Below are 21,027 nucleotides of genomic sequence, written 5' to 3'. Positions count from 1 at the left end.
ATTGAGAACCCTTTTCTAAAAGGCCGTTTTCTTTTTCTGGTTTGGAAAGGCAGATGCCGCGTAAATCGTGTTTCCGCGCTTCGATGCGGGAGGGATTTGACTGATTTCCGGCATGGATGCCGGCACCTTTTGGAGATTTAAACAGGTATCTGAGGCCGCAGAGGCTCAGCTATGGGCGGGCTGAAGTTGGACCTGTGCGACTCGTTTACCGAAGGCTATGAACGCTTGAAGGCGATTGCTGCCCGGAGCTAGGCGTATCAGTACGGGTTGGTTAAAACCGATTAATCGATCGACTAAAACCCCGGCTGCTGGGTGCAAGTCGGGGTCTGTCGCGCTGCCGTAGAATCAGGCGCAAGCGCGTTTAAGACAACAGCGCGGTTATTTGAAGCCTAGACCAGATTCGATGGGTTGCAAGATATCGCTAGTTTTTGGCGATCAGGACGCAGGGCTACTTGACTTTAGTCAACCGGTCCAGAACCCGCTTTGAGTCCATCTCGATCTGGGCCGTAACATTGCGAGAGGAGGACGAGCCTTCAACTACTTCAACGGAGCTGCCCGTTCCATAACGCTTTTGGATGCGTCCCAACAGATGCTCCTTGTATTGATTGGCCAGTACTTCACTCGACAGGTGGGCCTCCTTCCCTACGCCGCACAAGCGCCCATGCGGGCTGATGAAGATATCGCCTTTCAAGGTACATAGGCTGGGCGGTTCATGTTCCAAAAACACTTTCAATGCAAAAAACTGGGTCATCAGTAGTCCCAAAGGTTAATTTTTAAAAAGATTAAAGAAAGATTAAAGATTACAGTTTGGTATAACTTTGAATGTGAAGTGAAAACAGTCTATAGCTGTGACCTAAACCTACCGAGTTGCGGGAAATGCCATAGATGTGCAATGGAGGTGTGACCTATACCTACCGAAAGTCACGGCTGGTGTGATCTATCCCTACCGAAAAGCACGCTTGGTGTGACCTATACCTACCGAAGAGCACGCCTGGTGTGACCTATACCTACTGCCGAGATCCGCCCTTACTTGTGGATAACTTGTAGGCGTGACCTATACCTACCGTGTAGCGTGACCTATACCTACCGACGAGCACGGCTGGTGTGACCTAAACCTACCGAATTTTCAACGCACCCTGGAGTCGCTTATTCGCCGCCTTCATTTCCTTAACAAACTCTTTGGTGGGCTTAAGTTGGTAAATAACATCCACGATCTTTCCTCGGTTGGCACGTACAGGTTCCTTGGTAACTTCTTGTAAAGCCTTAACCTGGACGAGATCCGCAAGAGCGTCATCCACACACCGCCTGTTGTCGATCTCTCGGGCACAATTGAGCAAACAACTGTCGCGCTTAATGGTCGAATAACGAATTTCGAACGGATTCGCCGCTAGGCCAGCGAATGTGAACTTGATCGAAAGTTGCCTGTGAATCCATCTGGCAAGCTGGGACGGCAACGCCATCATCATGGCGTAGTTAAATTGACGATAGGTCAGTTGATCAATACATTGCGTTATCAATGGATGGAACTGAGCAACCCAGCGTGCGCCTGGATCGTCCAAAAGTTTTTTCTTGGATACGGCGGCCAGTGCCGGCAGGTAGTTCGCAGCGATGAATGACTCTCCGCGCCCTTCACCGACCCAAAGCTCAATGTGACTTTTTCGGAGTATCGTCAAGCTTTGGACGATTTCTTGAAAGGAGCGAGTATGGCCACGAGCCGCCAGTTCCGCGCGAAGTTCGTATAGCGAAAACGCGACTCCGCTGCGAAATGTCGGTTTCTCAAAAAATCCCCGGTTTTGATGCGTGGCAAGCTTCCGCAACGCGTCTTCGACAAGCTCCTCGCTAGCACTGGGATAATAAGCGACAGTTTTATCACCTTCTTTTAACAAGGCAGGCTGAATCTCGGCGGTATAGGGCTGTCCCCGGTATTCGAAAGAAATGTTCAGTAACGGCAGGTTGCCGTTGCTGTCCCGTCGTTTGTTCATCTCTTGTCGGGACACGGAATAACGAGGGATGCTATCCCAAATATCGATTGTGTTAGACATCCTGTCCCGCTCGGCATCCGTGTTACATAAAAACGTCTGGAATAAATCCATCTGGACGTTCTGGTACGATTCTCCGTCGTTCATTCTTGGAGTATTCCCGCGTTTTGGCGGTAACGGTAAGTCAGTCGGCAAAGAAAGATCGACATCGGACACCATCCTGAATATCCCCCCTTTCAGCCGCTAGGTGGTTCTAGCTTGTTTTGTTTGAATCCATAAAGTTGTGGTAGGCGATTTGCTTACCGTCCTCGGTGAACGCGACTCCGAGCGGTTTTACATCGGGTGGCCAATCGGTTCGGGTTACTAATTCTTTATACGCCAGCTCGGCAACCGATCGGCTTTCTGTCACCGTTTTGTCTGTGACTTTCTGAGCCGGCCACCGCACATAAACTCGATATGTCATATTACATCCCTCAGTAGTAGCTATGCCCGCTGTCTAACGATGCGGGCATGACCTAGCGAGTTTTCCCATTCGGCGCGCGCGTTTCGTTCCATATCGCGAACAAGCTTCATCTTTTCGGGCGGTAGCACGATTAACTCTGATTCCCATCCGGCCGGAGTGAATGCTTCATACACCTTGGAGGCCCACGAATGGGCTAATTGTCGGCTGGTGTTATACAAGTTCGTCACTTCTTCAAACGTCAAACCATCTACAAGGATAGCGCGCGCGACATTTCGAGCCTTGATCGACATTCTTGGAAATCGCGCTATTGCCTGGTCAAACTCGCTGGGCGTCAGTGCGCCAGCCATCTTTGATAATCTACTCATACCTATAAACCATTAAAGGCCATGATTGCCGGTATATCGGCAATCATGGCTATCACCTACTATTGCCTGATTTTCAGTCGTTCGTATTCATCGCAGAGAATCAACAGGTCCCGCATCAAAATATTTGCCCATGTCGGATCATCTTGGGCAGCTTGACGACGTATTTCCGCTACGATCTCATCAGGGTTGCGAATGCCCGCCCATGTTGAATCCTCTTGAGCAGTTGTGCGGCGTATCTCTACAGGCTGAGTCACGCCGTTGCCATTGTTCTTAGATTCCCGCTTGGGATCGTTATTCGGAAGCTCAGCGGCGGTAATAATGGGCTGTCGAGGCGTCCTCGCCTTGTTGCCAGAGTCGATTGCATCAGCATTCGGCTTCCGCATATTGCGTTTTCCTTGCAGTGATCCATTAAGCTGTTGGGCTATTTCTCGAACTCTTCCTCGCGAGATTTTGCCCGTAGCTTTCGCTTCCTCGACAATAGCTTGAGCTGCTTTCTCGTCATCCCGCTCGATCTTCGCTAGGGTCGTAAGTGTTTCGACGTCGCGAGTGACTTTAGTAGCTGCTAGCTCGCTTGCGGCAGGCGGCAGATTGAGCACCGACAGGTATTTAGAGACTTGAGCCTCGCTTTTGCCGATGGCTCTTGCAGCAGCGACCGCGCTGCCCTCGCTTTCCACCAAGCGCTTAATTGCGCGAGCGGTGTCGAGCGCCGACATATCCTCCCGTTGTAAATTCTCGATGAGTTGACGGCGCAAGCGCTGGCGCGAGTCCAGCGTCTTGATTTTGGCTTCCAGCTCGACGATGCCGCCGTATTGAGCGGCTCTCCATCGCCTTTCACCCACCACGAGTATATAGCGCCCGTTCCCTGTGTCCGTAACCTCGATGGGCGTTATTTGTCCCTCGATCCTCAACGATTCGGCCATCTCCTTTAGCGACTCTTCATGAAACTCCTTTCTTGGTTGATCCGGGTCCGGATCGATGGCGTCAACCGGGATCAGTCGCAAGGTTTCGGCGTTAGCATCGTCCAACAACTCATGCAAACTTTTAGAAAATAATGCGCTCATGCCGTGGCCCTCGTGTAAACCAGTTCGCAAGCCGCCCGAAATTCATGCGCGGCCCGTTGTGCGCTTTCGCCCTTGCTCCGCTTCCAGATCGGTTTGCGATTGTCGAAGGCAGTGCCGACCGGAGAGCGGTCTTGTAGGACCGTCGATAACACTCGATCCCCTAAATCTGATTGCAGTGCTCGAAGGTTGGCGCGCTGCTCCTTGTTCGCAGGCTTGAATCGATTGATCAGAATCCCAATGTGGCGCATGCTCGGGTTCATCTTTGCACGGACCACCTTGATATCGTTCAGCAGATCCTCAATGCCTTCAAAGCTGGCTTTGTCCAGCCCTAATGGCGTTACCACAGCGTTGGCGGCTATCAAAGCACCCAACAAGCGGCGCCCCTGGGAAGGCGGCGTATCGATGATGACTACATCGTAACCGGCGGCACATGCGGCCAAATGTCGCCGAGGCAGCATAATGACCTCGAGCGGTGCTGCTTCTACGTCATTCAGCGTTTTGTCAGCCGGAATAATCGCAAGGTTTTCACGCACCTTGATGATCTCCGGGGCCTCGCCGTCCGAGAACAGACGCGAGGCTCCTTTGCCGGGCTTGGCTCGATCGTCGAGGAAAAACCGAGTGCTGTTGCCTTGGCCGTCAACATCCACAAATAGAACCTTGGCGCGTTCAGCGCAGTATTCGGCAAGATGCACGGAGAACATGGTTTTACCCACGCCCCCCTTTTGATTGCTAACCACTATTGTCACGGTCATTCCCCTTACCTCAAGCCGGCAACTTTCGCAGCGAAACCCAAAAAACAGGCAAATCGACGTTATCCTCCTGCCCGTCGTTGCGGTATACCAAAGTTCGGGGTAGGCTCCCACGTAGCCCCGTTACGACAAAACGGTTAATCGACATAGATAGCTCCTGCATGCGCGAGTGAGGCCGGGAAACCGCCCGGCGCGGTGCTCAGCGATCCGCTGAGCATGGTTCTATAGTAAATAAATGTATTTATGTTGTAAATAGTTTTTTATATACATCGTTATCATTTGGAGGCGTCCGCCAAAGCGCCAGGATAGTGTTTAGCCAAAATTCGATTCATTTGGTCAACTAGGTCTAGACGCTTGAATATTACGTGCCCAGTGCCCTTTTTGAACCATTTAACGCTTAAATAATCGTTTTCCACCTCACTTTCCCGACGCTCGCGCCATGCGGTCCAGATCAGCGAATACATGCCCTGGCGGTGGTCGGCCTCGGGCTTGCCATCGAGGACATGAAAGACCCGCATGAGATCGTCCAGTTCGTCGGTAACGCGGTGGTTCGGCGTTCCATTGGTGAACAGATAAGACACGATGATGCGCTTTCCGAACTTGAACGGCTGGTTCGTTCTGTAGTCCCAGGACAGGCGCCGGAAGCATTCGAGAACCCCTCGTTCGAACATGTCTCCCCGCGCATTGTAGAGCTGACCGAATGTCGCCTTGACGTTCCCGGTCGTAAGCTCGGGAATATCGCCCTCGGCAATCTGCTTGTCCCACTTTTCACGGGCCGCCGCGTCCATAAATGTGCGTAATCCCGACTCGTTCATCAGATACTTCCATGCCTCAGCGTCTACCGTACGGATCATGCACGCTTCGGCCTCGCTGCGGTTCGCGTACGGTCCTGTAACCGCCGCGCGGCCACGCAGCGAATAGCCGTTATCGATGACTAGACGCGGGAATCCGATGTGTGCGGCATTGGCGATCTTCTCGGCTTCTCCCAACAGTTCCAATGCTTGCTGGATGCGCTCCACGACGGCCTCGCGCTGGTTAACCATGTTTTCGATGCTGACGCTCTTGATGAGTTGAGACATTTTTGCACTCCCAAAAATGGGCCGGGAAACCGCCCGGATCGGACAAGAAAGGGGCGGGCCGAAACCCGCCCGCCAAAATCGCTACAAAAGGCCTGATTCCGAAAAGGAGTACGCCTCTGTTCCGCCAATGATGAAATGATCGAGCACACGGACCTCGATCAGCGAGAATGCCTGTTTAAGACGCTGTGTGATCTGTTGATCCGCCTGGCTGGGCTCAACTACGCCGCTCGGGTGATTGTGATAAAACATGACGGCAGCGGCGTTGGCGCCGAGGGCTGTTTTAACAACCTCGCGCGGAAACACGCTGGCGCTGTCTATGGTTCCCCGGAAGAGTTCCACGGATTCGATGATCCTGTGTTGATTGTCGAGACAGACCATGCCGAATACTTCATGCTCGCGATCCGCCAATTCGAAGATGAGCGCTTCCTTTGCAAGAGCCGGAGACGTGAGCGCCCGCCCCCGACGGAACTTTCGCGCAATAACTCGCTTCGCTTCCAAAAGAACAGCCTCCGGCTCCGCAGCCGCGTAGTTACCGAAGATATCGCGAACGAAAAGAGTAGCCATGCTGAACCTCCAAAGCTGGACCGGGAAACCGCCCGGCACGGTATTCAGCAATCCGCTGAATATGGCTCTATAGTAAAAATAAGTATTTAACTTGTCAATAGTTTTTTATATATATGGTGACGCGGGAATCGCCTCCCCCCAGCCCTCTTTCCTGCCAAACTTTATCGATGTCTATGGATTGAACTGCCGGTTAATCGAGCGGAGCGAGGGAGCCGACGTGATAGAGTCAACCCTTCGGGTGGGGCATAAGTTACTGCCGTTGCTGCGGCTATGCCCTGGTTTAGTGTCGGCCGCGCGGATGCGCCCTGAACCGATCGAGCTTTCAAGGCAGGGCTCTCTTCTTTCTTGGCCATGCGCCGCTTCGCGAAGCAGAGCGCGAGCGCCAGGACGGTGCCACCGAGGCCTCGGCGTATAGAGGATTTGCCGATCGAGCGCAGCCGGCCAGGGATTGGCGGGCGCAGCACCCCACCTACCTTCCTGCCCGGTGCCAATTGCGTTAGGGATGTGTAGGGGTAGTCCCGCAGCAGAGTGAAGGGACCGGAGCGAGAGCGCAGCCCGGAGCAGCCCGGCCCGGCGCGCAGCAAAGGGGAACGCCCATGCTCAGGGCGACTTTCGCAGCGAAAGTTGATGTAAGTAAAGTCCTACGCGTTTTTCATCCATAACTGACAAGCAAAAGTGTTGCGCCATCATTACACTAACCATCCAAGCAAGTCTCCGGCTGTAGGATGAGCGCTTAAAATGGCGGACCTCATAATCCCACCGCCTTGAGAGAATCGAGACAACACTCACTCGATATCGATCATGTCGGCCTGGTCCTGCTCCTGACCCTGAATTGGCATTTCGTCGTCAGTGTCAGTGTGATCTGACTCGATATCAATTACGAATGACGGAGCCCTATCTGTACGAATTGTGCGGCGCGGTAATTCGGAGACGTTAGTGAACGTTTGTTGTGTGGAAGTGGATGGCTGCGGAAGAGGTTTATCGAGGAGTTCATCGTAGGCAACTTGGACGGCCCGAGCGTACTGGCGCTGTTTTTTTGCGCTGCCCTTTTCGCCAGCATTATAGGCTCCCACGGCTCTCCACGTAGGTCCAACCCGGTTGATCTTCTCTCGTAAAATCCTCGCGCCCTGGAATATGTTTACGCATGGATCATCAAGCAGCGATTCCTCTGTTATCCCTTGCGCCGCCAGTCCCGGCAATTCTTGCGAATTGATTTGCATCACCCCTAGGTCATAGGTGCCGTTTCGGTTGCCGGCTGCGTATGGGGCTCGGTAAGCCCTGGCGTTATACCCGCTCTCCACTTTTCCAATCGCAGCCAGCAATCGCGGATCGAGGCCGTAAGCGCCGGCGGCTTCGTTCCAGCAAAAGGCGGTGGCTGACTGTGCGACAGAAAGCGCCGTGATAAACGTAAACGCCTGTTTTGTTGACATACCTGTCCTCCGTGTTAAGAAGCATGCTTCCTAACAACATAACCGCAGAGGACAACAAGTTCAATCAATATTGTAATACAAGAATAATTTTTTGATTGACACAAATAGTTTTATGTTTACAAAATAGGTTATGCGATGACTAAAATTGATGTAACTCGCCAAAATCAGGGGTGTTGGTCATGTTTCTAGTGGACCAACGCCTCTTAGCCAAAATGTGGATAGAGCAAAACGGCGGGATAGGAATTGAGTTCCACCCGGTGCCAGGAAAAGGACCGCACAACTGGTGGGAAGCCCAAGTCGTTACCAGTCAAGGACGGGCGAGAGTGATCTCCGCGAGAGGCGGCGAGAAGAAGTGGCGGGATATCGGGGCGGCGATACGAGAGCTCAAGGAGATCCTGCCAGGCATCAGAGAAATGAAAGTGATTTTGGAAGCTGACGAAGGAGTGATCGATGAAAAAGCAACTAAAGAAGGTAGTGAATAGACAGGTACTTATCACGCTCACACTGCTGACCATGTCCGCAGACGCGTTAGCAGCCGGCAATGCGATCGAGTCTGGCCTACAAAGCCTGATCGATCTGTTGAACGGTGGCGTGGCCAGATCGATTGCAATCATCGCGGTGATTGGGTTTGGCATCGGTGCTTTGACTGGCCGGATCGATTGGACCAGGGCGCTTCAGGTGATATTGGCGATTGGCATTATCTTCGGGGCGGCAACGCTCGTTGATATGTTCGCGGGCTGATGAACAGCGCCGAACAAGAGCAAGAGATGGTGGAGCCCTTGTACAAAGGGCTCACCAGACCTCCCATGATCCTGGGCGTCACAGACAGCTACGCCGTTATCTGTATGGTGATTGTTGTAACCATCTACGTCGGGGCGAAAAGCATGTTGTGGGCGCTCGCAACAGCGCCGGCACTGTGGCTGTTTGGCTATCTGGTGTGTCTCAAGGACCCGAGGTCGTTTGACATTTGGATCGCCAAAAGCCGCTACTTCATGAAGTGTCGGCGGCGTTCGGATTGGGGTGGCAACAGCTACGATCCGTTTTAGGAGTCAGTCAATGTTCTGGCGCCACGTAAAACAACCCGAAAGCCGCTCTCTTCGCGAGCAGCGGCTGGAGGTGAAAGCCTCCGAATATATACCGTACACCTGCCATGTCGACGATCAGACGGTAAAGACTGTCGAAGGCAATTTTCTCCAAGTCATCCGTGTCGGCGGCTTTGCTTTCGAGACGGAAGACCAAAGCATAATCAATCATCGGGCTATGGTCCGTAACTCGCTGCTTCGTAGCTTCAATAGCTCGGATATTGGCTTGTACGCTCATACGATCCGCCGCAAAAAGACGGTCTTACCAGAGGGCACGCAGCCGGCCGGATTCGCTCGCGATCTAAGCAACGCTTGGAAAGCACAGCTCAGTAAGCGTGAGCAGTATGTGAATGAGCTCTACCTCACCGTAGTGCACAAGCAAGGCGAAGGCGCCATTCGTAGCGCTCAGCACCTATTCACGGCTTTGTCTCACAAAATGGACGACGCCGAACGTCGAGCCTACGAAGCAAAAGCACGGGTAAGACTTGGCGAAGTCGTGCAAAACATTCTGTCCCATCTTCGCGCTTATGACCCGCGCGTGCTACGCGTGATTGATACGGAGTACGGTCCGCAATCGGAAGTCATGAGCTTCCTAGGCTTTCTGCTCAACCTTTCCGAACAGCGCTACAGCCTGCCGAATCAACCGATCGCAAAGATTCTGCCAAACGCGCGGCCGATCTTTCATGACAGCGGCATTATCGAAATTCGGCGCATGGCTGACAGACTCTATGGCGGCATTATCAGCATCAAAGAGTACAACGCGTGGACAGCTCCGTCGCTGACGAATGACTTTCTGACAGTGCCGCAGGAATTCATTCTTACGCAAAGCTTTCGCTGTGAAGAGCGGGCGCTTACGCAAAGTGAGATACAACGCCAGCAAGGACGGCTACGCGGCACGCATGACAAGGGCGTAAGCCAAACAGAAGAACTTGATGCCGCTATGGACGAAGCGCTCGGAGACAGCGGGTTTGGGCTGCATCACTTCACGATCATGACATGGACTCATGATTACAAGAACCTAAACCGTCTGCTCGGTGATTGTAGCGCCGTGCTCGGCAGTCGAGGCATTACCGGCGTACGTGAGGACGTGAACTTAGAAGCCGCCTATTACGCTCAGCTTCCAGCGAACTGGAAATTCATTACCCGCGCGGCTCGCATATCCACCAAGAACTTTTCTCACTTCGTGAGCTTGCACAATTATCCGCATGGTCGGGAACGGGCACATTGGGGGCCGTCAGTCACGGTGTTGCAGTCGTCATCGGGGACACCGTACCACTTCAACTTTCATGTAGCCGATAGGGGCAACACGCAAGTCATCGGCCCCACTGGCAGCGGTAAGACTCTCACGTCCTGCTTTCTGTTTTCGGAAACGCTGAAGTATGGGGGCCGCCGAGTGTTGATCGACAAAGATCGCGGTATGGAGATCTTCATCCGCGCTGTCGGCGGTGCGTATTTCGAGATCCGCGCGGGACAGCCGACCGGCTGGAACCCGCTTCACTTAGACGACACGCCGCTGAACCGTGCATTTCTTACTGATTTGTACAGGGCCATGCTGACCGTTGGCGGCGAGACGCTGACAACCGAAGAACTGTTGAAGATAGACGAAGTAGTCGCCAGCGGCTTCGATCCTATTCTGACAAAGAAAGAGCGCCGCCTCCGCCATGTCGCGCAACTGTTCGGCGTGTATGAAGGCAACAACCTAGCGCAGCGGCTTCGGCTTTGGTATGGCGACGGCCGGCTTAGTTGGATGTTCGATAACGAAGAGAACACGCTCGATATCGATCGGTTAGTTACCGGATTCGATATGACGGACATCTTGGACGATACGCTCGCGCGTCGGGCGGCGCTGCTCTGGCTGTTTCACAACGTCGAATTGATGCTCGATGGCCAGCCGTTCGGACTGTTTTTAGACGAAGCCTGGAAAAGCCTGAGCGATCCGATCATGTGCAAGAAAATCGAAAATTTCGAGTTCGTCATTCGCAAACGCAACGGCTTTGTAGCACTGGCGACTCAAGCGCCAGAAAGCATCATCCAGTCAGAGGCCGCCGCAGCGATTAAGCAGCAGTCAGAGACGGCCATCATTTTCCCGAATCCCCGGGCTGATCGTGAAACCTACCGCGGCTATTTGGATTTGAGTGAAAAGCAATTCAAGTTGCTGAAGGAAGGACTTTCGCCAGAGTCGAGGTGCTTTCTTGTGAAGAACAGTCACGAGACCGTGCTGTGTCGACTGGACATGAACGGCATGGACGACTTTATCGCCGTACTCTCGGGTAACAAGAACACCGTTCAACTTCTGGACAAGATCCGCGCGGAGGTTGGCGATGACCCGGCAATTTGGTTGCCGATTTTTAATTCAAGGAGAAAAACCCTATGAAAGTGAAGATTCAGAGATTTCTATCGCAATACGATCTTCGCCACGAGGCCATGGTTGCGGCCGCTCTGGTGATCGGGGTGGGGTCCATGGCCATGCCTGCGAACGCCATCGACCTAGTGCTTGATACCGCGAATTTGGCTCAGAACATCCAGACGGCCGCGAATATGGCGATGCAGGTACAGAAAGCGGCGGAACAGCTTTCGGTATTAAAAAACCAGTACGACACGCTCAAGGCCGAATATGAAGCGATCACCGGAGGTCGCGGTATGGGCAATATCGCCAGGGGCGGCGTAGAGGACCAAATGGGCAATTGGGTGCAGAACGGCGTTAACCAGATGCTTGCCGAGTACAGGGCCGGCATCAACATGAATGGCGTGCTTGGCGCTCGCGTGAATGATCTGCGGAACGTGTATGCGCCGGTGACTGAGGACAACGTTTTGCTTTCAGACCAGCGCGCGGAAGAGATGAACTCGTATGGCGACGCTACCGGCATGACGCATGTGAGCCGCGCAACCGCAGAGCAGGTGCTAGCCGATATGAACGAGACGGCCGGGAGGATGCAGTTACTCGGCGCGCAGATCGAGAACACGGCGGACCTAAAAGCTGCGGTGGATCTTAACAATAGGTTGGTCTACGAGAACTTGCTGATGCAGCAATACCAGGCACGATTGCAGGCGATGGCCCTAGCGCAGAATGCCGCTGCCGGACAGCAAGAGCTCACCCGCTACGGCAATGGCCAACGCCGCTTTACGAGGGCGTACCAGGTCGCTGACCAGATGATCAATTAGGTGGTGTCTTAGGTGACGACATCCCCCGCTAACCGGCTGGGGCTCTCATGGAGAAAGCTAATGAGAATCATCGCAGTGTTGATGGCAATCCTTGTATCAGGATGCGCCAACCTCAACAAACGCGAGCTCACTGCACCCTGCGCCAGCATTGGCGGCGACTGTGGGCCTAGTTATCAACTAAACCAGATACGAAGGACGTAAGAATGGACATCAAAACTGCTGTGATCCTCGGGTCTGCCACCGCCTATGTATTTGGCTTCGGCAGCGGCTTCGCGGTTCGGTATTTCACCGTCCCGGCTGTGGATGTAGCTAAGCCGCCGCACAGCTTGGCCGAACTCAAATCGAACGAGGCAATGACCAATGCTGAAGACAAGAACTGCGAGCAGGGCCAATACGACGGAGAGCCATGGAAGTTCGATTATTGCTCGGTAACGATGGGCCAGGCGAAAAAAGCGCATTACTTGGCTCGGTCGATGAAAGCAGCCGACAAGCTGATCAATGGATCGAAATAGGTGCTGAGCCATGGCAGGCATCGAAAACATGTTTGCGAAGGTGGACGACCTAGCAACGGACTACGTCGCCGGCGGGTATCAGTCCGTCGCGAACGAGATAGCACCGGCGTTTTGGACCGGCTTCACGCTATTCACGATGATTTGGGGAATTAACTATCTCCGCACCGGCCGCGGCAACTTTACCGACATAAGCATGACCATGATGCGTGGCGGCCTGATTGGCTACGTCGGGTTGAATTGGGGGGTATTTAGCGATTGGGCCTATGGCAGTTTGCAGGCGATTCAGGATCAACTCGGCGGCGTCTTAATGCAGATCGGCGACTACGGCGGCGCCGCGGCTCCGGGTGAAGGCGCCATATCGGGCGGGACAGTCATCGAGCAGGCGTTCGGGCGCATCCTAAAAGGCTTTAACGCGCTCCTGAGTCAGTTCGACATCATGGGCAATTGGGAGCCGCTGTTTGCGGGGCTCTTCATCCTGATCGGCGGAGTGCTTCTTCTAGGCTTTGGGGCATTCGTACTGCTGTTCTCAAAAATGGCATTTGCCATAACCGTTGTCCTAGGTCCGGCATTTATACCGACAGCAATGTTCAGCGCGACGCGTGACATCTTTGGCGCTTGGGTGCGATCTGTCGTCGGTTTCACGGTAATCCCGGTTTTAGCTACGGGCGTAATCGCCTTCTCTCTAGCGCTTCTCGACGAGAACATCGCGGAAGCCGAGACGGGGCTTATCGACCTAACGACTGCGGCTGTGACCCTCTTTGTGATGGTCGCTATGTGGTACTTGATTCGCCAAGTTCCGAGTATCGCCGGGGGCATGGTGGGTGCGGCATCCGTTTCTGGCGCTAGCGCAATGGCGGACATGTTCACGAAGCCTCTTGCTCGCGAAATGACGGGCATAGGCATGGGGGCGCGTTATCTGCGCGATCGGGCGGCACAGCGCTGGGGTTCGAATGTTGAGCTCGGCAAGATCGAGACAGCTCGAAAAATTGCGCAGTCGGCAGAAAAGCGGCGTGAAGCAGCGTGATGGACGTAGCGACTTTCGCAGCGAAAGTCGTGTGACGAGATCAGTGGGCGGCAAACGCAAAGGAGTAAAAAAACATGCGGGCTCAGTATTACCAGAACGCTGACCAGTGGGATGCCGAAGTCATTCGGTCGGCGAAAGTCTCACGCAATCGCGCCTATGTCTTCGCTGGTCTGTGTCTCGTTATAGCAGGCGTAGCGGTCGGCGCCGTGGCGGAACTTGCGAAGCGGCTTAAAGAGGTTAAGCCTCCTGTCGTGATCACGTACAACGAACAAACGGGCGTCGTGCGCGCCGTTAACTACAGCGACGACGTTTCCAAGCTCACAGCGGATGAAGGCGTCATCAAGAACCTCGTCAACCAATTCGTCATCGCACGGGAAACCTGGGAACGGGGCGACGAAGACTACAGGCGCAGAGTCGTTGGGTTGCTGCTATCGCCTAAGTTGCTGACGGAATACAACGAAGAGTTTAACCGGTTCAATGGCAACTCAATGTTGGCGCGGTTCGGCGAGAAAGTCGTCAGGCACGTCGAAGTTATCGGCATCAACTTCTTGAACCGCAACACCGCGCATGTGCGCTTCGTGACGACGGACCAGACGAATAGCGACAAGACGGTAACAAATTGGGCTGCGGTTGTGGGCTTTGAATTTACGAAGAAACCGGAATCGGAGCAAGACTTATTTATCAATCCCTTTGGCTTCCAGGTGACGACGTATCGCGTCGACCAGGAAGTGGCGGAAGCGACCGTAATTTCCGCACATTGAATAATTCGAGGAGTGAATTATGAAACGTTTTTTATTCGCGATGGGCCTATGTGTGATCGGCGCCGAAACCATGGCCAAGGATGCCAAGATGCATTACATGCATGGTGACGCGCGTGTACAGAAGGTCGTTTATGACCCTTATGCCGTGGTTCCGCTGACTGGCGCTTTCGGCTACACGATGGCGGTCCGGTTCGGAGAAGATGAGCATATCAAGCGAGTATCGGCGGGTGACACGGTAGCCTGGCAAATCGTTGCCAAGAAAGGCAGCAACATCCTGTTTCTAAAGCCGCAGGAAGAAAATCCCGAAACCAATTTAGTGATATTCACCGATCGGCGCTCGTACCAGTTCAATCTACGCGCGATACGCCCGAAAGGCTTCGATGACCCCAGACTCACCTATCGAGTCGAATTTGAGTACCCGGAAGACGAACTCTTTGCCGCTCAACAGGAAGCCCAGGCAGAGCGCAAAGGCATCGTCCAAGGCGCGAAGGCCAAGTCTCCCACGCAGTTCAATTTCAAATACTCGTTCAAGGGATCGAGCCGGGCCGCTCCGATCCAAACGTTCGACGACGGTGAGTTCACGTATTTCCGTTTCGCCGAGTATGAGAACGTGCCGGCCGTGTTCTTGGTGGACTCCGATAAAAAGGAAACATTGGTGAACTACCGGCGTGAAGGGGAATGGCTGGTAGTTGAGCGGGTCGCGCGGCAATACACGTTGAGAGCAAACAACAATCGCGATGTAGCGTGCGTGTTTAACGACGCCTTCCCGCAGCGAGAGCAATCGTCACTCGCGAGCCGATAAGGGGCGCGCCATGGAACAACATATACCGGAAACCTTCGATCTGGACGCAGCGCTCGCTAACGAGGCGCCGCTCTCGCCGCCGCAGAAAAAGAAATCCGGCTTGGTGATTTGGATAGCGTTCGGGCTGTTGGCTGGGATCATTCTATACGCCGGCTTTGCCGCTGACCGCAACAAGAAAAATGACGGTCCCCCTACGCTCGGCGAAGGCACGGACGAATTTGTCCCAGGCTCGATGCGTAGGGCGCCACCTGCACCGATATCGAAAGAGGAAAAGGTGCAACCCGCCGCGCCTGTGCCAGCTCCAGCACCGCCGCACAACGCGCCACAGCAGAAAGGCATGACGGATGCCGAGAAGCTGGCATACCTCCGCCAGCGAGCGCCAATCATGGTCGATAGTGGTGGAGAAGAGAGAGAAGACAGACAGCCGGTAAAAATGGCAACAAGCCAACACAGCGATCCATACATTCGGGACGAGTATGGCGCCGTTGTTGGACTGCGAGACACGCCGACCGGAGCTCCTGGCGAAGAACCACAAGTAGAAAAGAGCTCAGACGAAGCGTTTTGGGAAAAAGCGAAGCAAACGACTGTAATTCGAGTGAAAGCCACGCCCCCGCAGAATCTTGAACATGTGGTATCTGAGGGGAAGCTAATCGATGCCGTGCTTGAAACGGCCGTCAATACCGACTTACCTGGTAAGGTTCGAGCGATGATCGACGAGGATGTGTACGGTGATCAAGGACGCACGATCTTGCTGCCGCGGATGACTCGATTGATCGGCGAATACAACAGCAAGGTTAGAAACGGACAAACGCGCGTATTCGTGATGTGGACTAGAGCGATCAGGCCGGACGGTGCGAGCATAAACTTGGGTAGTCCTGGCACGGATTCAGTTGGGCGCTCCGGCCTGGCGGGCGAAGTCGATAAGCATTGGTTTGAAAGGTTCGGGACGGCTATTTTCCTGTCCATCATCGGATCTGCTGGCCAAGCCGCAGTAAGCCAAGGCTCGGATGCTGCGGCGGCGTACTATCGCTTGGAAATCTCGCGGAATATCGCGCAAACGGCGAACGAAGCGCTCCGCTATAACCTGCGCATTCCACCCACGATCCATATCGATCAAGGAACCCGCGTCAAAGTCTTTGTGGCGCAGGATCTCGATTTCCGGGATGCGATGCGCCAGGCGGCGCCTGAATGAGTACGGAAGTTTTATCCGCCTTCCTCGGGCCATTGAGGCCGTTCCTGAGTGATCCCCAAGTCGAGGAAGTGCTGATAAATCGGCCCGGTGAGGTGTTCGTCGAACGCGCGGGCGATATGGTTCGGCATGAGGTCGATGACCTAAGCCGAAAACGGCTAATCGATCTCGCGGGACTGATCGCGACGTATACGAACCAAGTGATCAGCGAAGAAAAGCCTTTGCTGTCCGCTCAATTGCCGGAAGGCTATCGCGTTCAAGTCGTGATTCCTCCGGCCTGCCATCCTGAGCAATTCGGCTTATCGATCAGAAAACCCATGGGACGTAAGTTCTCGCTCGACGAGTACGAAGAGGCTGGCTCGTTTGATCCAGCGTGGCGGCGGGATCAGCATTCACAGTCTGATTCCGGACTTGGCGAACTGTACCGCGCCGGCAAGATAAAAGAATTCCTGGCTCGCGCGATCATCGCCCGCAAGAACATCGTTGTATCTGGCGGTACGGCCAGTGGCAAAACGACCTTCCTCAAGGCGCTAATTGAACTCATCCCGGCGCACGAACGAATTCTCACTATCGAGGACGTGCAAGAGCTCGATGTGCCGCATATCAACAAACTCCATCTTCTCGCGTCTGCCGGTGGCCAGGGTAAGGCAAAAGTCGACTTTTACGCGTTGATCATGGCTTGTCTGCGCCTCCGGCCGGATCGGATCATTGTCGGCGAGCTCCGGGGCGGTCCTGGTATCAATGCGTTCTTCGATTCGCTCAACACCGGCCACGAGGGATCGGTGAGTTCGGTACACGCGAACTCAACGGATGAGTGTTTCGAGCGGTTGACCGACATGGTCATGGACACGGAGCGCGGCCAAACGATGTCGTGGGATCAGATCCATCGAATGGTTCGCAAGCGGATCGATGTCGTCGTCCAGTTCGCCCGGCTTGAGAACAAGCGCCGGGTGATGACCGGCATCTATTATCGGGAAGCCGATCATGCAGGATAAGTACGAGCTGACTTGGCCGAGATTTCTCGTTTTATTCATTATCGCGTTGCTGGCCTATCCGGTCTTCTTCGTGCTTATTGGGGAACGGCATTGGTTAGTCGCCGCTTTTCTTTCCAGCTTGGCGGTCGCTGCGGTGGACCGCGTGAGGTATTGGATAGTAAAGCGTCTTCAGGAACGCAAACCGTAATGGCACTACGACGATAAGTGTCGCCTAACTTTCGCTGCGAAAGTCACATGACACAGAAACGAGCAATCGGGAGGAAAAATGGGGTATCCGGATTTGAGTGTGTTTTTCGGCAACTGCACTACGCGGCTTCCGTTCGCGTTCCAGTTCCACGAAGGGGATGTCGGCCATACCGTGGTCGTTGGCCCAACAGGCAAGGGTATGTTTGCGTTTTCCGCTGGCGAGGCTGACGATGAGCAGTGAAATCGCAAATGCCGTCGTCGAAACGGCGCTGATCGAGAAAATCCAGCGCCTGGAGCGATTCGTCGTCGAGCTACAAACCGAGCTTCAACGAGCGCGAGAAGTGTCCGTGGATACGATGCTTGGGCAGCTTCGCTTGCGTGAAGCTGTGCTTCTGTACGTTGGGCTAGACGCCAACAATTTCACGCAGCAGATCGCCGAGACGTTCGGCAGCGATGTTGCGCGGGCGGTATCGAACAGTTTGTTCGTACTCGACAACGCGCCCGTGCCGTCCGAGGCGCGCGAGGTGATCCGCAAAGCGACCAATCACGGGATGGACAGATGGTAATGAACACAACGAACAGCTCCGGATAGCCGAAAAATGAACGCTAAGCAACCGAATAAATTCGAGATCTTTGATCCGCGGGTAGGCGAATACGGGGTCATCTATAGCGTTAAGACTATTGGGGAAGCCATCGCAGAGGCGGAGAAAATAGGCGCGCAGCGATTTCACGGAACGGCCGGGCAGGAACGAATTGAGTATGTGAAAAAGGATGGCGCATGGGCGCCCCGATACGAATCCAGCGAACAACCAAGAACCGGGGACATGTTCGCTCGGGCAAATGCCGCATTGAGCGAAGTGATGGCCAGACAGCCAGAATCACCACAGCAAGCGGACCGAATTGTAGACGGTCACATCAGCCAGTCTCCCAAGCCGGCGGTCACGAACGAACGGATCAGGAGTTACGTGCAAGATAAATACGACGAAATCGGTGTAGGGAGTCCACGGCCAGTAGTCGGACGCGTGGTTGGGATCACGGATAATGCAGTACAGATCGAACGAAGCGATAAGAGCGTTGCGGAAGTCGATAGAGCGAAACTGTCGTACGCCCCAAACATCGGCGATCGAGTATCTGTGACATACAACGGAACCGGGAAAGCCGCCTTACACTTACTGGCTGAGCGTACCAGGGAGAATGGGCGGGAGCTCGACCGGTGATGTCCTGGGGAATTCGGGTCGGTAACGGAACGCTCGAAGCCCTAAAATGGCTTGCCGTGCTCTCGATGACGGCCGATCACGTAAATCGTTCGCTCGCCAATGGAGAGATTGCCGGATTCAGCGAGTTTGGCCGCTTGGCCTGTCCCTTATTCGGATTCGTCTTCGGTTACAACCTGGCGCGAGCCGATACCGTCGCCATGCCCCGTATTATGAGTCGTCTAGTTCTCGTTGGCGCCGTGGCATTGCCGTTTTATGTCCTAGCGCTCGGCCTGGCTTGGCCGCTCAATATCCTATTTACGTTCGCCGTTGCTGCCGGCGTCGTTTGGATCGATAGACGGTGGGATGGTTGGGCCGGCTGGTTTGGAATGGTCGTATTCGGGATCGTCGGCGGCGCACTCGTAGATATGCTTTGGATCGGCGTTGCTTACGTGTATGCCGTTTACCGTTGGATTCGGTTCGGCGGGGCTTGGGATTACTTCGCCTTTCTGGTTCTATCGGGCCTGCTGGCCATGATCAACAATTCGGCCTATGGGCTTCTTGCCGTGCCGGTGATACTTCTAGCGCAGCGGGTTAATGCAGACGTGCCGCGCTATAAGCGCTTTTTTTACGCCTTTTATCCACTCCATCTCGCAACGCTAGCCGCCCTGCGTTTAATCCGATAGCTATGACTAAAAACCTGCCCTTATTTGATCGCGAGACTTTCGCTGCTGCGTATTTCGGTGAACGTGACCAGCCGTTTTGGTGATGGTGACCTGTTGAATGAAAAGGTACTTCTTTTTGTTACCTTCGCCATCAAACCCCAGCCAACGTTGAAATCCCTGAGAAAGCACCCTTTTTCACGAGATACTGTCCACAGAGTCCCGCCGTGAAATGCGAAGGGAATACTGCTCGACCATTTCTGTACGCCCAACGCCTGACATCACGCATGGCCGTAGGCCGCCGCGTGGATGGAAATGTTAGGCCGCGGATGGCCACTGATGCTCTTTGGAGTATTGCCATAGAGCGCGGTCTAGCTCACGCATAGACACCCTGTGTTGTGAGGCCAGTTTCCGACAGAACACTGTGTACTCCTGCCAAAAAGTGTATGTGTATTGAACAGGCACCTCGGTCGAAACGGACCAAAGCGCTCGGAAGTCGAGGATAGGAAACGATTCGGAGTGAAATAGATGGAGTATCACCGACGCGGTCGGCCACAGAACCCCATCAAGAAGGGTTAGCGATTCAATCCGAGCACGGTCGCTGCCGGTTCGAAAGGCGAATTCCGAGATTTCACGGACGTATGCCTCTTCGTTTCGATCCACCCTGCCGGCGCTTCTCGGAGACTTCCACTCCACGACGAGCTTTAGCTGCTCCTTTGTGAGATGACCCGTAGCGCTAACATGCGCCCTCATCGCGAGTAGGACGTCTTCGTTCCTAGTATATGAGTAGCGGCTTGCGTACTCGGATATCTTTGAAGCAGGGAAACGGAGCCTCATTTGTATTCCAGCGGCCTAACGAACGAGCTCAGGCGCGGGCTCGATGAACCGCAGCGGAGTCAAGCCCGTCGACTGGCGCGATTTATTAGCGCCATTCTGCGCTTTTACAACCATAATTGATTTGCCAGAAACCGCCCTCATCGATGGATGGTATAGCTTGGCATTCCACTATGCTATCGGCATCAATTACCGCCGCCATGATTTCAAACGGCCCCATATTTTCATCAAGGCCAACCCAAGCATATAAAAGAGCGGACTGGTGCTTCAAAAGCTCGTCTCTCAGTCGGTCTTTCGCCCAACTAAAAGAATCCGGGCGCAAGAATCCGAAACTGGCCACAAGTAGAGTTACTTCCTTGCTATTAGCTGGATTCAGCATTTTTTCGATAGTGTGCTTGCAACGCGAGTCCTTATTTTCCCGCTCCATGTACAAGTATGCTTCCTTACTACCGAATGGCACCCAGCAGAGATCTCGCGGAAAGTGCCAGTTCATTTCTCTCCTGACCAAATATCCTAGTTTCGCGCCGAGTTCAGAATAGTGCGTCAATTCGGCTGCTGTAATATCTGAATAGCTCGATGTTGTATGCCAACCAAACTTTCTAAAGGAAACAACATACCCCTCAAACAGTCTTTGTAAGAATGTTCGTGAATTCATCATGACGCTCTATCTGTATGCGCTAACACGTGGTTATTGTTCCGGCAGCAAAATTGGAATCATGCCTTGTGCGGCTTTCTATTTTTCCAATGATAGCCGGTATAGGATGGGCTGAGCTTGCGAAGCCCATCGATCGCGAACGATGCCCGTTCTGAGCCCCGTCGAAGGGCGCTTCCCGATGGTCAGCACATCCTACGGACTGCATTTGTCGAGAATCGCCCTTTAATTGCCGAAGCAATAAAAGGAACTGTATATCCTGCGTTTCAGTAGGATGTACGGA

The 21,027-nt window shown here is 53.9% G+C and carries 24 protein-coding genes; 15 read left to right on the top strand and 9 right to left on the bottom strand.

Annotation, left to right across the window (positions count from 1 at the left end; translation table 11 throughout):
- Nucleotides 1-448: 448 nt before the first annotated feature.
- From ACWJKU_RS19705 to ACWJKU_RS19670, 8 genes are all read right to left on the bottom strand, one after another.
- Nucleotides 449-751, bottom strand: coding sequence for a hypothetical protein (locus tag ACWJKU_RS19705; protein ID WP_454148494.1), 303 nt, complete (start codon nt 749-751; stop codon nt 449-451).
- A gap of 364 nt (nt 752-1,115) precedes the next feature.
- Nucleotides 1,116-2,126 (bottom strand): replication protein, encoded by a 1,011-nt coding sequence (locus tag ACWJKU_RS19700; RefSeq protein ID WP_454148492.1) that lies wholly within the window; start codon nt 2,124-2,126, stop codon nt 1,116-1,118.
- 336 nt (nt 2,127-2,462) lie between these two features.
- Nucleotides 2,463-2,789: a TrfB-related DNA-binding protein gene (locus ACWJKU_RS19695; protein ID WP_454148490.1), complete on the bottom strand. Its 327-nt coding sequence runs from the start codon at nt 2,787-2,789 to the stop codon at nt 2,463-2,465.
- A 77-nt stretch (nt 2,790-2,866) separates the two neighbouring features.
- Complete coding sequence (locus ACWJKU_RS19690) at nt 2,867-3,868, bottom strand: ParB/RepB/Spo0J family partition protein (protein WP_454148488.1); 1,002 nt, start codon at nt 3,866-3,868, stop codon at nt 2,867-2,869.
- Entirely contained in the window at nt 3,865-4,620 is a 756-nt protein-coding gene (locus ACWJKU_RS19685) for a ParA family protein (RefSeq protein ID WP_454148486.1), read from the bottom strand. The genes ACWJKU_RS19690 and ACWJKU_RS19685 overlap by 4 nt, the downstream gene beginning before the upstream one ends.
- 272 nt (nt 4,621-4,892) lie before the next feature.
- Complete coding sequence (locus tag ACWJKU_RS19680; protein ID WP_454148484.1) at nt 4,893-5,696, bottom strand: DUF4942 domain-containing protein; 804 nt, start codon at nt 5,694-5,696, stop codon at nt 4,893-4,895.
- An 81-nt stretch (nt 5,697-5,777) separates the two neighbouring features.
- Nucleotides 5,778-6,260, bottom strand: coding sequence for a RadC family protein (radC, locus tag ACWJKU_RS19675; RefSeq protein WP_454148482.1), 483 nt, complete (start codon nt 6,258-6,260; stop codon nt 5,778-5,780).
- A gap of 785 nt (nt 6,261-7,045) precedes the next feature.
- Nucleotides 7,046-7,690 carry a lytic transglycosylase domain-containing protein gene (locus tag ACWJKU_RS19670; RefSeq protein WP_454148480.1) on the bottom strand — a complete coding sequence of 215 codons (645 nt, stop codon included), beginning with the start codon at nt 7,688-7,690 and terminating at the stop codon, nt 7,046-7,048.
- 179 nt (nt 7,691-7,869) lie between these two features.
- On the opposite strand from ACWJKU_RS19670, the gene ACWJKU_RS19665 reads away from it, so the two are divergent.
- The 15 genes from ACWJKU_RS19665 (at nt 7,870) to ACWJKU_RS19595 (ending at nt 19,282) form a co-directional block, all read left to right on the top strand.
- On the top strand, nt 7,870-8,172 hold the full coding sequence (locus tag ACWJKU_RS19665; RefSeq protein ID WP_156881808.1) for a hypothetical protein: 303 nt from the start codon (nt 7,870-7,872) through the stop codon (nt 8,170-8,172).
- Nucleotides 8,141-8,431, top strand: coding sequence for a TrbC/VirB2 family protein (locus ACWJKU_RS19660; RefSeq protein WP_156881807.1), 291 nt, complete (start codon nt 8,141-8,143; stop codon nt 8,429-8,431). The genes ACWJKU_RS19665 and ACWJKU_RS19660 overlap by 32 nt, the downstream gene beginning before the upstream one ends.
- Nucleotides 8,431-8,736, top strand: coding sequence for a type IV secretion system protein VirB3 (locus ACWJKU_RS19655; protein ID WP_454148478.1), 306 nt, complete (start codon nt 8,431-8,433; stop codon nt 8,734-8,736). The genes ACWJKU_RS19660 and ACWJKU_RS19655 overlap by 1 nt, the downstream gene beginning before the upstream one ends.
- A 10-nt stretch (nt 8,737-8,746) precedes the next feature.
- Nucleotides 8,747-11,146: a VirB4 family type IV secretion/conjugal transfer ATPase gene (locus ACWJKU_RS19650; protein WP_454148476.1), complete on the top strand. Its 2,400-nt coding sequence runs from the start codon at nt 8,747-8,749 to the stop codon at nt 11,144-11,146.
- Complete coding sequence (locus tag ACWJKU_RS19645; RefSeq protein ID WP_454148474.1) at nt 11,143-11,934, top strand: type IV secretion system protein; 792 nt, start codon at nt 11,143-11,145, stop codon at nt 11,932-11,934. The genes ACWJKU_RS19650 and ACWJKU_RS19645 overlap by 4 nt, the downstream gene beginning before the upstream one ends.
- A 203-nt stretch (nt 11,935-12,137) precedes the next feature.
- Complete coding sequence (locus ACWJKU_RS19640) at nt 12,138-12,446, top strand: hypothetical protein (protein ID WP_454148472.1); 309 nt, start codon at nt 12,138-12,140, stop codon at nt 12,444-12,446.
- Between the two features lie 10 nt (nt 12,447-12,456).
- A complete protein-coding gene (locus ACWJKU_RS19635) occupies nt 12,457-13,470 on the top strand; it encodes a type IV secretion system protein (protein WP_454148470.1) in 1,014 nt (337 codons plus the stop codon).
- A 74-nt stretch (nt 13,471-13,544) separates the two neighbouring features.
- Nucleotides 13,545-14,231 carry a virB8 family protein gene (locus tag ACWJKU_RS19630; RefSeq protein WP_454148468.1) on the top strand — a complete coding sequence of 229 codons (687 nt, stop codon included), beginning with the start codon at nt 13,545-13,547 and terminating at the stop codon, nt 14,229-14,231.
- A 19-nt stretch (nt 14,232-14,250) separates the two neighbouring features.
- On the top strand, nt 14,251-15,033 hold the full coding sequence (gene virB9 / locus ACWJKU_RS19625) for a P-type conjugative transfer protein VirB9 (RefSeq protein WP_454148466.1): 783 nt from the start codon (nt 14,251-14,253) through the stop codon (nt 15,031-15,033).
- A gap of 10 nt (nt 15,034-15,043) precedes the next feature.
- Nucleotides 15,044-16,225, top strand: a complete 1,182-nt coding sequence (virB10, locus tag ACWJKU_RS19620) for a type IV secretion system protein VirB10 (protein WP_454148464.1) — start codon at nt 15,044-15,046, stop codon at nt 16,223-16,225.
- 74 nt (nt 16,226-16,299) lie between these two features.
- On the top strand, nt 16,300-17,217 hold the full coding sequence (virB11, locus tag ACWJKU_RS19615) for a P-type DNA transfer ATPase VirB11 (RefSeq protein WP_454148498.1): 918 nt from the start codon (nt 16,300-16,302) through the stop codon (nt 17,215-17,217).
- Nucleotides 17,207-17,404 carry a hypothetical protein gene (locus ACWJKU_RS19610; protein ID WP_454148462.1) on the top strand — a complete coding sequence of 66 codons (198 nt, stop codon included), beginning with the start codon at nt 17,207-17,209 and terminating at the stop codon, nt 17,402-17,404. Before virB11 ends, ACWJKU_RS19610 begins: the two co-directional genes overlap by 11 nt.
- Nucleotides 17,405-17,633: 229 nt before the next feature.
- On the top strand, nt 17,634-17,969 hold the full coding sequence (locus ACWJKU_RS19605; protein WP_454148460.1) for a hypothetical protein: 336 nt from the start codon (nt 17,634-17,636) through the stop codon (nt 17,967-17,969).
- Nucleotides 17,970-18,002: 33 nt separating this feature from the next.
- Nucleotides 18,003-18,620, top strand: coding sequence for a hypothetical protein (locus ACWJKU_RS19600; RefSeq protein ID WP_454148458.1), 618 nt, complete (start codon nt 18,003-18,005; stop codon nt 18,618-18,620).
- Entirely contained in the window at nt 18,620-19,282 is a 663-nt protein-coding gene (locus ACWJKU_RS19595; protein ID WP_454148456.1) for a TraX family protein, read from the top strand. The genes ACWJKU_RS19600 and ACWJKU_RS19595 overlap by 1 nt, the downstream gene beginning before the upstream one ends.
- Before the next feature lie 898 nt (nt 19,283-20,180).
- On the opposite strand, the gene ACWJKU_RS19590 is transcribed toward ACWJKU_RS19595, so the two are convergent.
- Nucleotides 20,181-20,750 carry a hypothetical protein gene (locus tag ACWJKU_RS19590; RefSeq protein WP_454148454.1) on the bottom strand — a complete coding sequence of 190 codons (570 nt, stop codon included), beginning with the start codon at nt 20,748-20,750 and terminating at the stop codon, nt 20,181-20,183.
- Nucleotides 20,751-21,027: the final 277 nt, after the last annotated feature.

The organism is Methylocaldum sp. MU1018 (genome assembly GCF_053646775.1).
This window is presented reverse-complemented; position numbering and strand designations above follow the sequence as displayed.

Excerpts from the sequence above, each read along its gene's own strand:
- ACWJKU_RS19640 (WP_454148472.1), top strand. The coding sequence starts at position 12,138 with ATGGACATCAAAACTGCTGTGATCCTCGGGTCTGCCACCGCCTATGTA.
- ACWJKU_RS19595 (WP_454148456.1), top strand. The coding sequence starts at position 18,620 with ATGTCCTGGGGAATTCGGGTCGGTAACGGAACGCTCGAAGCCCTAAAA.
- ACWJKU_RS19655 (WP_454148478.1), top strand. The coding sequence starts at position 8,431 with ATGAACAGCGCCGAACAAGAGCAAGAGATGGTGGAGCCCTTGTACAAA.
- ACWJKU_RS19650 (WP_454148476.1), top strand. The coding sequence starts at position 8,747 with ATGTTCTGGCGCCACGTAAAACAACCCGAAAGCCGCTCTCTTCGCGAG.
- ACWJKU_RS19670 (WP_454148480.1), bottom strand. The coding sequence starts at position 7,690 with ATGTCAACAAAACAGGCGTTTACGTTTATCACGGCGCTTTCTGTCGCA.
- ACWJKU_RS19630 (WP_454148468.1), top strand. The coding sequence starts at position 13,545 with ATGCGGGCTCAGTATTACCAGAACGCTGACCAGTGGGATGCCGAAGTC.
- ACWJKU_RS19665 (WP_156881808.1), top strand. The coding sequence starts at position 7,870 with ATGTTTCTAGTGGACCAACGCCTCTTAGCCAAAATGTGGATAGAGCAA.
- ACWJKU_RS19685 (WP_454148486.1), bottom strand. The coding sequence starts at position 4,620 with ATGACCGTGACAATAGTGGTTAGCAATCAAAAGGGGGGCGTGGGTAAA.
- virB10 (WP_454148464.1), top strand. The coding sequence starts at position 15,044 with ATGGAACAACATATACCGGAAACCTTCGATCTGGACGCAGCGCTCGCT.
- ACWJKU_RS19700 (WP_454148492.1), bottom strand. The coding sequence starts at position 2,126 with ATGAACGACGGAGAATCGTACCAGAACGTCCAGATGGATTTATTCCAG.
- ACWJKU_RS19680 (WP_454148484.1), bottom strand. The coding sequence starts at position 5,696 with ATGTCTCAACTCATCAAGAGCGTCAGCATCGAAAACATGGTTAACCAG.
- ACWJKU_RS19590 (WP_454148454.1), bottom strand. The coding sequence starts at position 20,750 with ATGATGAATTCACGAACATTCTTACAAAGACTGTTTGAGGGGTATGTT.
- ACWJKU_RS19695 (WP_454148490.1), bottom strand. The coding sequence starts at position 2,789 with ATGGCTGGCGCACTGACGCCCAGCGAGTTTGACCAGGCAATAGCGCGA.
- ACWJKU_RS19645 (WP_454148474.1), top strand. The coding sequence starts at position 11,143 with ATGAAAGTGAAGATTCAGAGATTTCTATCGCAATACGATCTTCGCCAC.
- ACWJKU_RS19605 (WP_454148460.1), top strand. The coding sequence starts at position 17,634 with ATGAGCAGTGAAATCGCAAATGCCGTCGTCGAAACGGCGCTGATCGAG.
- ACWJKU_RS19705 (WP_454148494.1), bottom strand. The coding sequence starts at position 751 with ATGACCCAGTTTTTTGCATTGAAAGTGTTTTTGGAACATGAACCGCCC.
- ACWJKU_RS19660 (WP_156881807.1), top strand. The coding sequence starts at position 8,141 with ATGAAAAAGCAACTAAAGAAGGTAGTGAATAGACAGGTACTTATCACG.
- radC (WP_454148482.1), bottom strand. The coding sequence starts at position 6,260 with ATGGCTACTCTTTTCGTTCGCGATATCTTCGGTAACTACGCGGCTGCG.
- ACWJKU_RS19635 (WP_454148470.1), top strand. The coding sequence starts at position 12,457 with ATGGCAGGCATCGAAAACATGTTTGCGAAGGTGGACGACCTAGCAACG.
- virB9 (WP_454148466.1), top strand. The coding sequence starts at position 14,251 with ATGAAACGTTTTTTATTCGCGATGGGCCTATGTGTGATCGGCGCCGAA.
- ACWJKU_RS19610 (WP_454148462.1), top strand. The coding sequence starts at position 17,207 with ATGCAGGATAAGTACGAGCTGACTTGGCCGAGATTTCTCGTTTTATTC.
- ACWJKU_RS19690 (WP_454148488.1), bottom strand. The coding sequence starts at position 3,868 with ATGAGCGCATTATTTTCTAAAAGTTTGCATGAGTTGTTGGACGATGCT.
- ACWJKU_RS19600 (WP_454148458.1), top strand. The coding sequence starts at position 18,003 with ATGAACGCTAAGCAACCGAATAAATTCGAGATCTTTGATCCGCGGGTA.